Origin of the sequence: Paenibacillus thiaminolyticus (assembly GCF_007066085.1) — a bacterium.
In the GTDB taxonomy this organism is placed as follows: Bacteria; Bacillota; Bacilli; order Paenibacillales; family Paenibacillaceae; genus Paenibacillus_B; species Paenibacillus_B thiaminolyticus.
Map to the genome: position 1 here is coordinate 3276447 of NZ_CP041405.1, position 17974 is coordinate 3294420.

9 protein-coding genes are annotated in these 17974 nt (G+C 48.2%); all 9 read right to left on the reverse strand.

Translation table 11 applies throughout. From position 1 onward, the window contains the following. Positions 1-267: 267 nt before the first annotated feature. Positions 268-708 carry a glycosyltransferase gene (locus FLT43_RS14710; RefSeq protein ID WP_087444334.1) on the reverse strand — a complete coding sequence of 147 codons (441 nt, stop codon included), beginning with the start codon at positions 706-708 and terminating at the stop codon, positions 268-270. 182 nt (positions 709-890) lie between these two features. Next, positions 891-1613, reverse strand: a complete 723-nt coding sequence (locus tag FLT43_RS14715) for a response regulator (protein WP_087444335.1) — start codon at positions 1611-1613, stop codon at positions 891-893. A gap of 4 nt (positions 1614-1617) precedes the next feature. After that, positions 1618-2778 carry a sensor histidine kinase gene (locus tag FLT43_RS14720; protein ID WP_087444336.1) on the reverse strand — a complete coding sequence of 387 codons (1161 nt, stop codon included), beginning with the start codon at positions 2776-2778 and terminating at the stop codon, positions 1618-1620. A gap of 61 nt (positions 2779-2839) precedes the next feature. Then, the gene (locus FLT43_RS14725; protein WP_087444337.1) at positions 2840-5545 is read right to left on the reverse strand and encodes a stalk domain-containing protein; all 2706 of its coding nucleotides are present in this window, start codon (positions 5543-5545) and stop codon (positions 2840-2842) included. A 388-nt stretch (positions 5546-5933) separates the two neighbouring features. Next, complete coding sequence (locus FLT43_RS14730; protein ID WP_087444338.1) at positions 5934-9884, reverse strand: Ig-like domain-containing protein; 3951 nt, start codon at positions 9882-9884, stop codon at positions 5934-5936. 144 nt (positions 9885-10028) lie between these two features. Next, the gene (gene metK / locus FLT43_RS14735; protein WP_087444339.1) at positions 10029-11231 is read right to left on the reverse strand and encodes a methionine adenosyltransferase; all 1203 of its coding nucleotides are present in this window, start codon (positions 11229-11231) and stop codon (positions 10029-10031) included. Between the two features lie 160 nt (positions 11232-11391). Then, on the reverse strand, positions 11392-11655 hold the full coding sequence (locus tag FLT43_RS14740) for an alpha/beta-type small acid-soluble spore protein (protein WP_087444340.1): 264 nt from the start codon (positions 11653-11655) through the stop codon (positions 11392-11394). Positions 11656-11873: 218 nt separating this feature from the next. Beyond that, positions 11874-14414 (reverse strand): hypothetical protein, encoded by a 2541-nt coding sequence (locus FLT43_RS14745; protein WP_087444341.1) that lies wholly within the window; start codon positions 14412-14414, stop codon positions 11874-11876. A gap of 168 nt (positions 14415-14582) precedes the next feature. Beyond that, on the reverse strand, positions 14583-17630 hold the full coding sequence (locus tag FLT43_RS14750) for an S-layer homology domain-containing protein (protein ID WP_087444342.1): 3048 nt from the start codon (positions 17628-17630) through the stop codon (positions 14583-14585). Positions 17631-17974 lie beyond the last annotated feature (344 nt).

The following is a 17974-nucleotide window of genomic DNA, read 5'->3' on the forward strand; positions in this document are numbered from 1 at the left end:
CCTCCATATACGCAAGCCTGCGGCAACAGGCTCACAGAAGCATCCTTCAACAATATAGCTTATATCAACGTACCGCAAGTCGAAGCTAGTCCCTGCGTCCCTGCTAATCAGTATGTCTTGGAGAGGCGGTAATCAAAATAAGTGATGGTTGAAAAAATGGCCCGGAGCAGATTTCGAACGCAGCAAAGTGAGGTTAATTCAACACATTGCCTCTATCCGGGCTCTATTCTTCTGATTGCCCCGAACCATTTGCAGCACATAACTTGATCAGATAGCGCTTCCAGACATAAAAGGAACCTTCCGCAGGTCCTCCGCCCGATTCAAGCGGACCACGACCAAAGCTGCTTCCGCCGGCTGGCTCGATTCCAGCTTATCCAATACCCGCTCCACTTCTTCAGGCGAGACAACATCCGCATTCCAGCTTATTCCTGCTCCCCGGACCGCACGCTCGGCGATTGCCAGCGTTGCGTCCGTCGATCCGCAGTCCAGCAGAGTCATATGCAGCTGGCGCCCTCTTAACCAAGTATAGAAGCCAAAGGCCCGTACCATCCATTCGATGTGGCGTTCATCATTCTCGCTTACGATGACAACATGCATCCATGGCGCAGGACGAGAGCCCCGCATCAGCTTCTGCCACCCATGCGCGAGATGAACGGCCGCCACCGCCATCCCATAGCACCCAACAATCCAACATAGCATCGCGATCATGCGGCCACCTCCCTTTGTAACACTGTATGCCGAAGGAGAGGGCAGGGTGACGGACAAGAATCGCGAATCTGTGCCGATAGCATGAAAAAAGGACACATTTCCAGCGCCCGGCAAGCCTTCTCGGCCTCAGTACCGAGAAGCTTCGCTTGGAAATGCGTCCTCTCTATTCATTACCACAACGATTACAAAGTGACCCAGCCGTTCTTAATGGAGTTAATGACCGCTTGCGTACGATCGTCAACCTCCATTTTTTGCAGAATGCTGCTGACATGGTTCTTGACTGTCTTCTCGCTGATGAACAAGTATTCACCAATCATCTTATTGCTCTTGCCTTCAGCCATCAGACGGAGCACTTCCGCCTCACGGCGAGTAAGCGGGTTGTCTTCCGCCGCCACGAATCGCACGCCTGAATCATGTGAGGATTGATTGCTCACGACGCCATGCCCATCCAGAATCGTCATTCGCCGCAGCTGTTGAATCAGCTTGCCTGTCACCTTCGGATGAATGAACGCATAGCCGCTGACGACTGAACGGATCGCGTTGATCAGCGACTCGGCCTCCATATCCTTGAGCAGGTAGCCGGATGCGCCCTTGCGCAGCGTCTCGAATACATAGCTCTCGTCGTCATGAATGGATAGAATGATGACTTTGACATCCGGGAAAATATCGCGAAGACGCTCGGTTGCGACGACGCCGTTCTCCACTGGCATATTGATGTCCATCAGGACGACGTCCGGCACTTCCGTGTTGCAGAATTCTACAACCTGAATCCCGTCGCCGCATTCCCCGATGACTTCCAGATCGTCCTCCATGTTCAAAATCCGCTTCAACCCTTCGCGAAAAAGCTGATGATCGTCAGCAAGGAGTACTTTGATGCTAGGCTTTTCCTGTGTTCGATGCTCCATAGATTTACTCCTCTCTCTTCTCCACATTTGTCGGAATTTGTATCACGATTCGCGTGCCGCGGTTCTCGGCGGAATAGATCTCCATGTGGCCTTCGAGCAGTTCGACACGCTCCTTCATCCCAAGCAGACCGAAATGCATATGTTCCTTCGATTTGACCTCCAGGGAATCCAGCTTGAAGCCGAATCCGTTATCCCGGACGACAACCCGTACCTCCTCCGGCTCATAGGTCAATTCACAGGTAACGTTCGTCGGATGCCCATGCTTCGCCGCATTGGTGAACGCCTCCTGCACCAGCCTGTAGATGGCCGCCTCCATCGCCGACTTCAACCGGCGCTCATGCCCCCGAATCTCGAAGGAGGTTCGAATCCGGTTCTTCTCTTCATAATCATGAATGAACTTGCGCAATGTCGGCACTAACCCCAAATCATCGAGGGCCATCGGCCGCAAATTGTATATAATCTTCCGGATTTCCTCCAGACCGAATCGCACTTGCGATCGTAAATCTACTATTTCGTTCTTGACCGACTGAAAATCCTGCTTCGTTATCATTCTTTCTACAATTTCCGTCCTCAGCACTAGATTGGCCAGTGACTGAGCAGGACCGTCATGAATCTCCCGGGCGATTCGCTTGCGCTCCTCTTCCTGGGCCAGAATAATCTTCAGGCCGAGAAGCTGGCGATTCTTCGCCGATTCCAGAATGCGGGTCACTTGACCCAGATCTCCGGACAGGTATTCCAGCGCCACGCTCATTTGGGAACCAATCGTCTCCGCACGTTCAATCGATCCCTCCACGGCGCGCAGCCGCTTCTGCAGATCGTCCCTGCGGGTCTTCAGGTAGCCTTCCTTCTCACGGTATATCATCAGTTCCAGCTGCAACTGCGTTGCTTTCTCATAAGCTAGCTTAATATCCTCTTCCGTGTAGCGGACAAAGTCACGGCTTACCTCGGTCAAACGCAAACGAGCCAGACGATATTTCCGTTCCAGCTCGTCCACTTTATCGCAAATTTCCGCCGTCTGATTCAACACTTCCTGAAGCTCGTGACTCATCGTAATGGCTTCATTCCGGGAGGAATCCAATATTTCAAATATTTGATATTTGCTTTCTTCCATTACTTTGATGGCGTTCTTAATCACGCGATCAATGTTTCCGACCTGATTGTCCACTAACGCTCCGTCTCCTTGACTTTAGAGGATGAATTGGATATTCATCCTATATCATACCATATTAACGGATAGTAATGGACTTCGTTTTTTTATCCCATTTTACAGATAGGCCTAATTGTTCCGACACCAATCTCAGAGGGACTAAAGTACGACCTTGCCGGACAATCGGAGCGACATCAGACTTAGTTCTCTTCCCATTCTGAGTAAAAGACTTCTCTCCCACAGTCATGTCGATCATCGAATTGCCGCGCAGCGCAGTTACCCGCTTCGTCTTCGCATCCCAGTCGGTATCTCCGCCGAACGCATCAATGATGGTGCGCACCGGCACGTAAGTGACGTTATTCAAGATCAACGGAGCGACATCCAGCTGCTTCTTCTCTCCGTTCAGTTGAGCTGTCTTGCTGCCTACCGTCAATTCCATCGCAGGGCGGTTCAAGACCGCATCCGTTCCGGCCGGAAGCTTGACGATAAGATTATCGATCGCAACCGTGCCCTGCGGCACCCGTTCATCTTGATCCTCTTTTGGATTATATAAGTAAATGCGCTTCAGCTTCGCCGCGGATGACAGATTCAGAGCGGCCAGGTCGGCCTCTACCGTCTTCCAGCCTTCCCAGTTCACCGACTCCACAATACTGATGTAGTGCGCCTTAGAGCCATCGTGAATCTCCATACGCAAATTGTTGAAGCTGTTATCTCCATAGACATCCAGCTTCATTCCGCTCGTGCCGGCCGGCAGTGTGATGCCATTGCTGCCGTTCAGTTCCGCATAGGCGAACTTGTCGCCGCTTCCGGACGTCATGTCATAGGACAGCTTCAGCACCTTGTCATTGGCAGAGCGGCCGCCAAATCCGCCCTCCACCGTCACCTTGCCGGTTGTCGCGTTCTTCGGCAAGCCAGAGAACGATATCGGATAGTTGACCGCATTGAAGTCTTCCAGCTTCTTCTCCGCTCCCGGAGTGAGCGGAATCATCGTCCGCACGCCATCATAGCTCGCAATGGCATACCCGATCTTGCCGCCCTCTGGCACGGAATCGACTTGAAGAACGCCGTCGGTTACCGTCCCCTTGAATCCGCGCAGCTCCCATTCGACGGAACTGGTCGGCAGTGTTGCGGTACTGCCATCCTGCAGCGTCACTTTGACCGGCAGTGTGGCCTTCGTGCCGGCGACCAGAGGCGCCGAAGAAGCGGCGATGCGGATGTCATCGACCTGCTCCGCCCCGATAACCTGTACCTTCTGCGTCGTCTTCGCTCCGCCGGACGTCGCCGTTACCTCTGCGGTTCCGGACTTCATCGCGGTGAAGGCGGAGCCGTTCCATTTCAGCTTGTCATTGCTGGAGCTCCACTTGATGTCAGCGTTCGAAGCATCAACCGGATTGTAGTACTGGTCATAGGCCTTCAAGCTGAAGGTTGCTTGCTGCCCGATGAACAGCGTCTTGTCTCCGGCCAGCGTCATGCCCTTGACTTCTCCCTTCGGAGCCGTCGTATACACGCCGATTCCATTGACGACCGAGCGGATATTATTGCCGCCTTCCTTCGTCTCGAAGGTCAGCTTCGTCTCCGTCTCGCCCAGCGGGCGGTTGGCCATCGTCGTCGATCCGCCCCCATCCAGGTTGACCGCTCGCCATATGCCCACCTCTGCCAAGGCTTGCTGGAATTCCTTCAACGTCAATCCAGAGCTGATGCTGTTCGATTGAGCCGTTACGAGGTAGGCATAGCGCCCGTCCTTCGAGTAACCGATTGCCGTTCTCGCCGTTGCCGATCCGCCGCTGATTCCGCTCGTATCGCGGGTGAAGCTGACCGTCTTGCCATTGTCGACAAGCAAGGTGTGCCCGCTTATCATCATCTGGAAGGAGGAAGGATCAACCGACTGGCCATTGCTCTGCGCGATGAGATGATAGTTCGCCTCCACGCTCTCCCCGACCTGCAGATTGTTCCGCATGAACTGCGCCGCCGTTCCGTGACCGCGCAAAATGTACCCATCCTCCGGGACCTCTATCGGCAGCGCGCCCGATTCCGATATTTGTTCCACCACGCCGTTCCGGACCAGCGCCTCGGTAGGGGTCGTCGAGGTATCATTCGGGCGGACCGTTCCCTTCCATGCACTCGTATAAATATACAGCGCGTTGATATGGCTGTGCTCGCCGCCGGGCTCCTTATTATATTTCATCTTGTTGATTCCCGAGAGCGGGAACGTCTGGCCATCCGCCAGCTGGATGGTGCCATCGAACCGGTATTGATCGATAGTCGGCGTGCCGTCCTGCTTGACCGCAAAGGCATACATGCCTTTCAGCTCCGCCGGGCTCGTGATGAGAACCCCGTCATCAATCGAGGCTCCCATCGGCACGCGATCCGAGCTCATCATCCAGAAATCTCCGTTTACGCCGGCAACAGCTCCGGTTTCCTTCGTCATCCGCGTTACCGTCTGGCCTACCGCCGTCTGACCGTTCTGGCCCGTCATGACATCGAGCTTAATGTACGGATTTTTCAGATCTGCCTCAATAATATTGAGAATGGTCGTATACGTCTTACTATTGCGAACCGTCGTATATTGATAGGTTACGAGCTTCGCCCCCGAGGTGATAATCTCCTCGCTTAACTTCTTGAGCGACTGTACAGATCCGCTCGCTTCAACGACCGCCGGAGCTCCCCAACCCCAGCCGGCTGCCGGCTGCATCAACAGCGCTCCCGACAACACCAATACAACGGCTACCCGGACACCCGGGTGCCGCTTCGGCATCCGCCCATCGGATGCTTCGACTCTTTTCATGTTTCTACTCTCCCATTTCCTTGCTAGTATGTAATATAAAAACTATGAAGACAACACTACCTATAAACTCTATTAGAGGAAGCTCAAAAAGCCGCTTTTGATCACGATGCAGTACAGAAAGCAACTCGGCATCGAATCTTGCATTCACTCTCGAAGTCCACTGCTCATGTAGTCCTGCCTACATTCCGCTGCTCCTTCTTCGAGTTCTTGCAACCTTCTCGGTGCTGAAAACCAGCTTTTTGAACATACAACTATTACATATAGACGACTCTATTCTACTAAAAGTTGCGTTTCTGTAACCAAATATCCTATATTTCCCGGGACATATGACGACAAAAAGCCCCATCCTCTGTTCCCGACAAAGGATAGGGCTTTGAATTAGAGTAAATTAGAAGCTGATCGTAATATGATCGATGGAAAGCAACAACCGGCGCAGAAGAACAGCCGCTTGCGCTCTCGTTGCGGAACCTTTCGGATCGAATCTGTCCCGCTTCACGCCTTGAATCAGTCCCGATTGCACAGCCTGAGCCACAGTTGGAGCTCCGAGTCTCGTAATCTGCTTGCTGTCTTTGAATACGCTCAGCACCGTTGTTGTCGCCCGAGGCAGAGCATGTCCGGAAGCCTCCGACGCCCGCACCATCATCTGTGTCAGCTGCTCCCGGGTGATGCTGTCGTTCGGCTTGAAGGTACCATCCGGGAACCCGCTGATAATGCCAGCCTTTATCGCTGCGCCGATATAGGCGCCGTTGATAGAGGAATTGCTCACATCCGGGAAGCGTCTGGCCGCTTCTGCATTCGGTTCTAATCCGAGGGCCCGCGAGATGGCAACAGCGAATTCCTCCCGCGTAATCGGCTTGTTCGGCTCGAACTTCGTGCTGCTGCGTCCTTCCATAATCATCTTGGCCGACATCGCTATCATATCATTGTTAGCCCAATGGCTCGTCACATCGGCATAGACTTTGTTGCCAATCGTCAACGCGGCAAGCACGCTCTTCTTCACCTTGACTACAGCAACCGTGACCGTACCGGAGCGGTACAGCTTCGTCGGAAGATAGGCAAGTTGGCTGTTGCTCGTCTGATACTCGACAATCGCGGTCCGGTTGGCCGGTACCGAATCCGTCGTTCTTATTTTAATGACGGCTTCCATCTTCAACTCGGTCAATCCGCTGACCTGGCTGCCGGAATAGCCGTAAATCGTAAACTGATGCGCCTGCACCAACGCCGTCGCCTGCACCCGGCTCAACGCATTTACGATGTTGCCCTGCTGCGATTGGGCCGGCTCAATCTCGATCAACAGGTAAGAGTTCGAGATCGACCCTTTCAAGCTCTGCACGATCTGAATAATCGTATCGCGGCTAATCGTGATGCCGTACAGCGTGTTCCCATACTTGATGGCGAACACCACCGGCTCCGTCGTGATATAAGCGGAGTCGAATGCGCTCAACGGAATGGATACCCTTGCCGCTGTCTCTCCGGACGGCACTTCATACATCAGCTGCTTATCCGCGCCGCCCGAGGTTGCCACGAATTGAAATGCCGTCTTAAGTTTGTTCGCATCCAACGTATAGCGGTTGACCACTTGCCCGCTAGTGGCGCGGTCGGATGACTTCTGCGCTGCATCATCCACCAGCACGAACATGGACTCAATGAAGGACGTATCCTTCGCCAGCTTGACGAAATTGGCCCCTGCCAAGTCCTCCAGGCTTACCGTCACATTCATATTGCTGATCGCCTTAATCTCAACGCCCGATGTCGATCGGATCGGCTTCGCTCCGCCGGTATTATAAGTCACCGTCAGCTCATCCGCCTTCGCAGGAGGATTCAACAGCTCGATGGTGACCTTCGTGCCGCTAACAATCACTTGTCTGACCGACAGCAGTTGGCTGCCTGCACGGACATAGAATGGTCCGCCAGACGAGAACTGCATGCTCTCCAGCGTCTTGTTGAACGTCAATACGATCGAAGGAGAGGTCCAATTCGCCGATTGCACGACTGGCGTGTCGCTGTCCGTCGTATTGCCGACAGAGATGAGATTCAGGTTCACGGCGAAGTTTCCGTTTAGATCCTTTAGCTGGGGATAGCCCCGGACATAGGACACCGTAACGATATCAGTCTTGAGTACGGTCGATTGCAGCGTCAGGAATACTTTGTTCTCTTTAATTTCGACCTTAGTTACATACCGGGCCTTCTCATTCACTAGGACCGAGAAATGGCTTACCAACGGGATAGAGTTTATATCAAGCGCCTTATTATAGGTCAGCGTTAACCGATTCCCGGTAACGCCGGTCTCCGTTAACTGAGGAGGCTGCTTATCATGAGTGTTGCGCACGAAGACACCCTCGAAGGCTGCAATTCGTCCTCCACGCGTATCCTCCAGCGGGTAACTGCCTGGTGTGTAGCTGACGTTCACGACTTCACCATCCGAGGCATACCGATTCAGGGTAAGGTAAATATATGACCCGCTATTGGTGATTTTATCGATGCCGACAGCAGAACCGTTGAACGTAACGGTGAACTGGCTATACGCGTTTGTGGATACGCTCTTTAACGACTCATTCAAGATAATGACTAATTTATCATTCGTAACAAAGCTCTCTCTTACATTCGTGAGAGAGGAAGTGACTTTATTCTCTACATTGCGGGCACTGAAGGCGGCAGCCACATTGCCCAATACATCTCGAACAAGCTTGAACTTCCCGGCATAACTAATGCGGACATCCTGCCCCACGGACACGCCGCTTTCCAAGGAGACGTATACATAATTGCCTGACGTATAGGCATTGTCTACCCGGCGCTCCTGATTGTTTACCGTCACAGTAAATTCATTCGCTGGCGGATTCGCGCTCGAATCCAGTGCTTTATTATACCGAATTTGTATAAGCGAACTGTTATACATTTTAATGTCTTCAACCTTAGGCGGATTACGATCCGTTACTCCGGTCGAAAATGTCCATGCATTGGTAAGCCCCTGGAATTCATTGCCCGATCGATCCTTTACAGCCCCGCGTGCAATATTTACGGTATAGACCGTGTTGTCCTGCAGCTTGCCGTTGTTGCCTTTCAGAAGAATCCATAACTCTTTTTCATTATTGACTCGGACGTCAATCGATTCCTTCACCGAACTTCCTTGCCGAATCAGCTCCACGCCAGAACCAGTATATGTAATCGGTTTATTGAATGTAGCGATAATTACATTCGTCACCGATACCCCGGTTGTATTCCGTGATGGATGAAAAGTTGTGATTGTCGGAGCAGAGGTGTCAACGGGAACCGTCTGAAAGCTCCAAGAATCAGCTTTTGTTGTAAAATAACCATCAGCATTGCGGAAGGCTCCCGCCGGTATTTCGACCGTATACGATTGATTCTGCTCGAATGACAGAGTGTTGGATTGAAGCGTAGTTGTACCGCCACCTGTTAAAGAAGTAACCAAAATTGTATGCTTAATCTTCCCATCGGAAGACTTGATCAATATTTCGCCGCTTCCTTGATAGGCAGGCTTATCAAACGTAAGCTCTAACCGCGTCGTTTGGGCTGCTCCCGCGCCCGGGGCCGGGACTCTTTTTACGATCGAAGGCGGAGTGGTATCTGTTCCTCGCCCCGTCTCAAAATACCATTTCGTTGCATCTGAAATCCCCGCTACCGGAGTGCCATCCAATTCAAGGAAAGCTCCATCAGGCATTCTGATATAATAGGCGGTCCCTTCATCCAACTTATACTTGATAGTATAGGCTGCTATAGTCCCATTTGATATTAACTCAAAGTCAGAAGCTCGAATTTCGGCAACAATTTTACCAGTACTTAATGAGACGATCTCTATCAATCCAGTTCCCGCTTTGACGGGCTGCTTGAAGGTAATTTCAAGACTCGGGGTAACACTAACCTCCTTCCCTTGCGGGGAATAGGATTCCACCTGCGGTTCGGACTTTACAGTAAAGGACCAGGCTTGCGCTTCATTAAATTTGTTGGTCGATTCAGTATAGAACATAAGCCGATCAATGGTAACATCATAAGTCGCCCCCCGCTCCAGAGGCGGTATGCCAGACAGCGTAAAGGTCTGGTTATTTGCCGTGGTTACAAGGCCGCTCCCATCCTTGCCGTCCCGCGAGAACTTCAACGGTGTTCCTCCGCCCCGTTTCGTGACGGTGACGAATCCGTTGACCATCACCATCGGTTGTTTGAACGAAAATTGGATCGGTGAGTTCAACGGGACAACAGGCTCCCCTGTCACGGTAATGCTCGGGTCTGTGACCGCTTCCGCTCGCACGATCCCAGGTCCCCATCCTATCGCTCCACTTATTAGTATCACGATGGCAAGTAAGGCTGAGAGCCATCTCTTCATTGCTATTTGCTCCTTTCCTTCCGAAAGACAGTTGTACTTTATTTGTCGGTCAGAAGGGGCCTTTTTTTTAGAACTAGGCAAAAGTTATCAACATACAAAAAAACCTTCCTCCACCCTATATGGCAGAAGAAGGTTCTCAAATCATTATGCCCCAGCTTGCTCCCGGAGCGCATCGGCTTTGTCGGTCCGTTCCCACGGAAGATCGACATCTGTACGTCCGAAGTGGCCGTAAGCAGCCGTTTGCTTGTAAATCGGACGACGCAAATCCAGCATGCCGATAATTCCGGTCGGGCGTAAATCGAAGTTATTTTTAATAAGTTCAACGAGCTTTTCTTCACTTACTTTGCCCGTGGCGTACGTATCTACACTGATCGACACCGGATTCGCTACGCCGATAGCATACGCCAGTTGGATCTCGCACTTATCAGCCAGACCAGCCGCTACGATGTTTTTAGCCACATAGCGGGCCGCATACGCCGCAGAACGGTCAACCTTGGTTGGATCCTTCCCGGAAAACGCGCCGCCTCCATGGCGGGCATAGCCGCCGTACGTATCGACGATGATTTTACGTCCGGTCAAACCAGCGTCGCCTTGAGGACCCCCAATAACAAAGCGTCCTGTCGGGTTAATAAAGTATTTCGTATTCTCATCCAGCCACTCAGCCGGCACGACAGGCGCAATGACCTTTTCACGAATATCTTTCTGAATTTGTTCCAGCGTTGCTTCTTCCGCATGCTGCGTCGATACGACAATCGTATCTACACGCACTGGCTTGCCATCCATATATTCAATCGTAACTTGCGTCTTACCGTCAGGACGAAGATAAGGCAGCGTGCCGTCTTTACGCACCTCGGACAGACGGCGTGCAATCCGGTGGGACAGCGCAATCGGCAGCGGCATTAGTTCCGGCGTCTCATTAGAAGCAAAACCGAACATCAAGCCTTGGTCTCCCGCTCCGATATTGGCTGTCTCTTGCTGCATTTCGCTTTCGTTACGGGTTTCAATCGCTGCATTCACCCCTTGGGCGATATCAGGGGATTGCTCATTGAGCGAGGTCAATACGGCACACGTATTATAATCGAAGCCGTACTTGGCACGTGTATATCCGATTTCCTTAATGGTATTCCGGACAATGGATGGAATATCCACATAATCCGCCTTGGTGCTGATTTCACCGATTACAAGTACCAATCCCGTCGCAACGGATACTTCACATGCAACCCGAGCGTTCGGATCATTAGCCAAAAAGGCGTCCAACACCGCATCGGAAATCTGGTCGCATATTTTATCCGGATGTCCTTCGGTTACAGACTCGGATGTAAACAGATGGCGTCCTTTCAATGACATAGGACTCGACCTCCTAACCCTTAATATGGCTCCCTTATGAGCAGCCTAAACAAAAAATGAACCTTTTCCTTGATGGAAAAGGTTGTTATACCAGCCTTCGAAAAATCATAATACTGTATTTGTCGGGTCCTGTCAATGAATGAACAAAAAGTTCTTCTGCCTATTTTTGCCGCAACGCATGGGTCACAAGACGTTTCGTAATTTCACCGCCAACAGAGCCTGCATCACGGGAAGTCAAATGCCCCCAATCATCGCGATGAGCTGCCGGTTGAGCCGGCATGCTGCCAAGCTCGGAAGCAAATTCCGTATCCATTCCCAAATGAGCGCCTTGATGAGCCACAGGCAGACCGAATTCAGCAGCTATCTCATACTTCATTTGATAAAGTGCGTTTTTGCTGTCAGGAACCAGCTTTTTTCTTGCCACGGAATGATTCCTCCTTCAGGTATCGGTATACCTATTATGCACATCAACAGTCGAACCACCCGCAGGAAATGTTGCCCGCTCTGCCAGCTCATGCTAAAAGTTACTCTGCCTTTTTGACTGATTCGTAAATCGTGTATCGCCTTTGAAGCACCCCATCGATCAAATTAGGCACGCAGATATTAAAAAAATCCCCTCGTGAGAGGGGATTTTGCGATAAATTACTCGCGGTAATTTTTGAGATTATATCTGCTGCTGTAGCTGGCCAATTTAATTCTTTCGTCTTGGAAGGAATCATAGAGAGACACTTGAAATGCTCCGTTCTCGACCTGTTCGAAGAAAGCATGGGATATTGATGTTGAGAACGATTTGTTTTTTCCTTCCGAAAGATCCTTGAATTCGATAGGAGGGGCTTCGAATTTGCGTCCACTCGTATCAGTAATCTCTAGGATTAATTTATGACCATACTCTCCCATATTATATTGCGCTTCACGAGTCAAGTCATACGTGAACTCAATAGACAAGCTTGGCGATTTACTCGCCGTTGCATAGAAGTTCGAAATCGTTAAGGTGTAAGGGAAGAAATCGAGTTTATTAAAGTCTTTTTTGAACGAAGGCTGCTGCATATCCAAATTCATCGCTACAGCATTTACGTAACCGTCGGACTCTCCTTTTGGAGGAGTTAACTTGTTTTCAGTAATTCCTTCCCCGATAACAAGCTGCATCTCTTTTGCATCAATGGAATTTGGAATTTTCGACCATACCGTGACAATATTATATCCTTGTGGACTTGTCGGGCCCTCAACTTGGGCAATGTTTGCTTTATAATATCGCCCGTCTTTCGTCCGGTAATAACCGACCAATTGCGACAGTGTTGTTTGCCGCTCTTCCAGACTCTTCATGACTAAATCAGTGTATACAACCTGCTCTACATTCCCTTTGTACACTTTGCTGTTCCGAGCCATAATATCAGCCTTGCGGCCTTGTGTCATCAAATTATGATAGGAGCCATATTCAACAACAGGTATCTCAGCTAATCTTCCAATATTTGTGAACTGGATCAATTGAGCGGCATCGGTTTCTCCGATTTTTTCCAGAAGCGCAATCTGAATTTGGGTGAAATCCAAATAGCTTGGAATTTTGGTCACTACATAAACATCCACTTCTTCTTTTGGCCCAATGATTAGGGTGCCGTTTGAACTAACAACCTGCGTTTTGCCGCTGATGTCTGCCGAATCCAATTTAAAGACACCCTCTAGGGCTGGCAGTTGTATTGTCTTGAACTCTTTATTGCGAATCTTCATTTTTGCCGATACAATATCCCCGTCTGTCCAAGGGAGTCTTTGCAGAGAATCAATAGATACGCCCAACGTTCCTTTGGAATGCTGAACATTATATTCTGTTCCGATTTTATTTTGCATCGTTTGCAGTTCTGGAAGCGCGTAGATTCCTTCCGGATATTTGAACTCGGTGTTTTTCTGCTCCGGATCGGATGGGCGGTTCATATGAAGCTTCAGTTCATCTGTACCAATTTCTGTAGATACGACAGCCGTTAACGTAATAGGACGTTTTTCCATTGGCTTCAGTACCATATTCTCCATCGATTTCGCTACAATCGGCACCGAAAATCCTTTTGGACCTCTCATCTCAAACTCATATTTTGGCACAGTAACTTCGCGATTGGACAAGTTTTCGAACATGAATGTAACCGAGACATCATTTTTATCATGGCTTTGGTTCGTCCAAGCTGAAGCTATTTTGGTGCTAACTTTAGACTCACCGATTGTAATTACTTTTTCACCATATGCTTTCACATTTGAACTGTTTGTTGTCGATTTGGGAAGAACGAAGGTGCCCACAGGAAGCGTAATTTTGGCTGTCTCATCTTCCTCAAGAACTTGCATCTCGAGCTTATCCACTTTAACTTTATTAGGGATCATGGTCATAAAGTTCAACGTTTTTTTCTCGCCAGGTTGAAGCTTATACTCTTTGCTCGAATTATCCGGTACGAGCGGATAGCTGTTTCCGTTCGCTGTTTTAACGACATATTTATAGGCTGGGTTTTCAAGCATCTTGAAGCCGGCATTCTCCACATTGACAGCAACGTTAACGTAATGATAGTCATCGGATGGGAAGATATTAACTCGACTGACACTTGTCTTTATCGGAATGTCATTCATCCGAATCGATTTATATTTCCCTGTTTGCGTTGCCGTTACATAGTTTGAAGGAATTTGAAACGTGCCTAATTTCTTTTCAAAGTTCGGTTGGCTAAAATCCCACTTAATGACATCGAATATCAAGTCATTCGCGGTAAGATGCTTAGCCACCTTGGCATAATAAGTCAGGGTAAGTGAAGATTGAGCAGGAATCGTCTTTTTCCCTTGATCTTTCGTAGTCAGATTCGTTGGGTACACCGTGTTGCTTTTCGTTCGAACTTTGGTCCAATAGTCGATTAAAGGAATACTTCTGGCTTCATTATTCGTATACGTAATCGTATACGTCAAAATATTGGCATCCTCTTGCTTGTACAAATTGACGTCGGTTAATTTCACCGAGCTTTTGGCTGTAACTTTTACCGGGCTTAACTTATCAAGCGTATAGACAGCGGCCGTAGGTTTGTTCGCTGTAGTTTTCGTTGACTGGGATGTATTCGTTGCTGTCTTGGCAGCAGCAGCATGAGTGTCAGGAGCAATAACGGAAAACGTGCCTAAAGCGAGGGATAACGATAATATAGCCGCTATCGTTCTGTTCTTATTCAATCTGCTTCCTCCTATGTATCCAAAATAATCTTATACCTAGTATAACGCATTTATGGAGGAGAAAGTTGCGATTTTTTAAGGGAATGAAGGGTTACAGTGTTGTAAGGAAGTGTTTTTTAGCCTTCAAAAAAAGAAAGCCCCATACTGGGGCTTTCTTTTACGTGCTAATTACTCCATGTAACCGTACTTTTCAAATCCTTTTACGTTACGGAAAGCTCTGTCGTGCAACACTGGAATGTCACCAGCATCTTTGAGTTTAACGGTGAATTGAGCATCCTTTTCAACTTTTACATCACCTGTTGTAAAGTTGACGTAGACGGATGTGGTTGCATTTCCTTCTACCAAGTCTTTACCCTCGAAATCAGTGACTCCCACAATCGTAGCTTTTGTAGGACCCTTTCCAATGTAAATTGTAAAGTATTCCGCGCCCGTACCAAGACGAGTAATGTCCGCATATACTTTGGAGTCCAGAGTCAGAACAGCTGAATATGTGTCACCTGTCACGGTATTCTTTTTGGTAATAGCTTCTGGTGCTTTTATTACTCTGATACTTGTTACTTCCGGCTTAATTTCACTTGTGATAGAAATGCTATCCTTGAAAATTGGGTTGCCGAAAGGATCTGTAGTACGATCATTAGTAACGTAAAGTCTAGCATTGTACATATCTACTGGCAATCTTTTATCCTCAAACTTCAGGGTAAGAGTTACACCATTCATTATCGCAGAAGTAGGAGTATACGTCTGGCCATCTGCCTCAACTCTGAAGTCATCTGCATAAGGGTAGTTCAACTTGCCAGTCATCTTAACTTTAATCTCTTCGCGGTCAACAACTTCTGCTGTACCTTGGACGAACTTAACTTGAGCATCGTCAAATTGCTTTGCTTCCAGAGTATAAGTATCGCCTTCTTTTAACCATTCGTCATCAGTATCTTTTACATAGCTAACTTTTACAGGAGCTGATTTTACCTTGTCACCATCAAACAAAGTCCCACGCTTCGCAGCAATACGAACTGTGTCTGGTTGAGTTAGAACTGGAGACTCAAAGTCATCTCCCAAGATCTTTCCATTGTAGGTATATTTCGCCTTGACTGTAGCGTCGCCTTCTCCACTCGTTTTCACCGCTTTAGGGAATTGAACGTAGAGATACTCTTCGCTAGATTCTTTAGTTGCCCAAACACGGAGGCCTGAATTATTTTCGTCTGCTTTGATAACTTTAGAGTATGGAAGCATTGTGTTGTTCACATATGCATTGTCTCTAATGTTATTGATTTCCAACGTATACTCGCCTTGATCCAAAGACTCAATCAAATCGAGAGTAACCTTTTTCTTGTTCTTCTCATCCACAGTTGGTGCCTTGAATGGGTTACCGTCAGAATTAAGACCAGCATGCTTGAACAACTTGCCGTCTTTGTTTTTCAACACATAGTTATCACGGTTAGTCGCAGTGTTTGCGTTCACTTCTTTGTTGAACGTAACAATAATCTTGTGTTCATTGTTTTTCACTTCAACTTTTTCAACTTCTGGACGTTCTGCATCCAAGGAAGGATTAACTTTGACGTCACGGTTAGCCTTATTATCGCTATAATCCGTTACGCCTTCAATGTAAACTGTGTTTTCACCAAGATACAAAGCTTTTTCTTTAGTGAATTTTACAGTTACTACATTGTCCTTGATATCTACAACGCCAGAGTTGTTGGAGTTGCCATGATAAACTTTGCCCACCGACCGAACTGTTTCGTTAAATTCGATTTCCAGTTCCATTGGATCTTTTGCTTTCGCAGATACGACTTCTGGAGCAGTTGTATCTTCAGAAACAGTGAATGTCGTATCGACTGGAGCAATTTTCAGACCGGAGAAATCTTCAATATTGCTAACCGACAATGTGTGCTCGCCTACCGGCAAATCAGCTTGCACAATAGCTACGTTTGGATAAGAGTAAGTCACACGTGCGCTTACTGCTTTTCCGTCAACTTTGTAGTTGCTTGAAGTGTAAATACCCGTTTTCTTGACCGGCTCGGAGAATACGACCTTAAATGCTTTTGTACCCAAGCCTACAACTTCTTTAACTTCAGGTGTTTTCACATCAATCGGCGTGAATTTAATCTTCTGATCGAAAGTTTTGGACTTATCTTCGTTTTGAACGCCCTTAACCTTCAATTCGATTTCTTTTTGGTTCTTCATTGTAGAAGAATCTTCTTCCGCAAGAAGGATCGTTACAGATTTATTGTCTTTAGACAATTTTACGCTATCGATGTTTTTCGCATCTTTAACTTCGTAGTTCTCTTTCTTCTCAGCGGACTTAGGATCTACAGTACCGTCAAAAGTAACAACTACTTCTTTCAGGTTTTCAGCTGTAACGGACTCGATTTTTTGAGCCGAAGTTACAACATAAGTAACCTTTGTAGTGTACTCTTTGCCTTTGTATTCGAACTTGATTTCAGTCTCTACATTGGCTTTCAGGGCTTCTTCTGCTTTCAGTTCGACTTTAACTACTTCCTTGTCGGACATAGTTACTTCAACATTTCTTGCGTCGATAACTTTAGCGGACTCAACTTTAGGTCCTTTCGAAGCTTCGTCAGCTGCGAAAACTGCTTCTACGAGTTGGCCGCGAGTTGCGTTCGCTTTAGGATTTGCATCCTTGGAGAACAGGCCTGCGTCAACTGCAGCTTGGAAGTAGTCCTTAGCCCAGTCAGAAGCGCTGTTTTGGGAGCCTTCAGGGATATCGTATTTATATCCAAGAACCAAAACTTTAGCAGCTTCTTGAACTGTGATGTTGTCGTTCGTACCGAACAGTTGCTTCGAAGTGTTGATGCCTTGCATCAAGCCTTCAGCAGTAACTGCTTCGATGTATTTAGCTGCCCAGTGCTTAGGACCGTAGTTCTTGTCCTTGTAGGAGTACACGCCTTCTACTTCTTTCAAGCCGAGAGCTTTAACAACGACTCTCGCGAACTCAGCGCGAGTCGTGTTTTGCTCCAGTTTTGCATCGTCAGTTCCTGGGAATCCTGCAAAGATACCAGCATCTTTCAAAACGTCGAATTTCTCTTGTGTCGTCTTAGCTGCATCGGCACCGAAAGCTACGTTAGCGAACATGGAGAACGCCATAGCCACGGAAAGCAGCAGCGCCAATCTTTTCTTCATAACCTTTTTGTCTCCTCCTCTAAATTGCTTCGTTTGTTGAGAATCTTGCTTAGAAGATTGATAGCTCATTTCCCTCATTCGCCGATTCACCCCCTTCCCAGAGTAAGAGCGAATTGTATTCAAAAAATAAGTCTGCAACATGGGACATGCCACAGAAACTAGTAAACAAATGAAAATAAATAGAAATGCTCATACTACTCTAGACATTATACAATGACAAACGACTAGCGTAAAGCATATTTTTGTGAAATACAGGGAATACTAATGAATTTATCCCTTTGTTTTTCAACTTCATGTATATAAACGCGCGTTGCTCGAAAAAGTTGCGGCTTCTAAAAAAAAATCTCAACTTTTTTAGGCGCTTCATGAAGTCTTCAAAAAACACTGCTTGTCCGCCATGCCTAGAGCATGGCTCTGCTCCA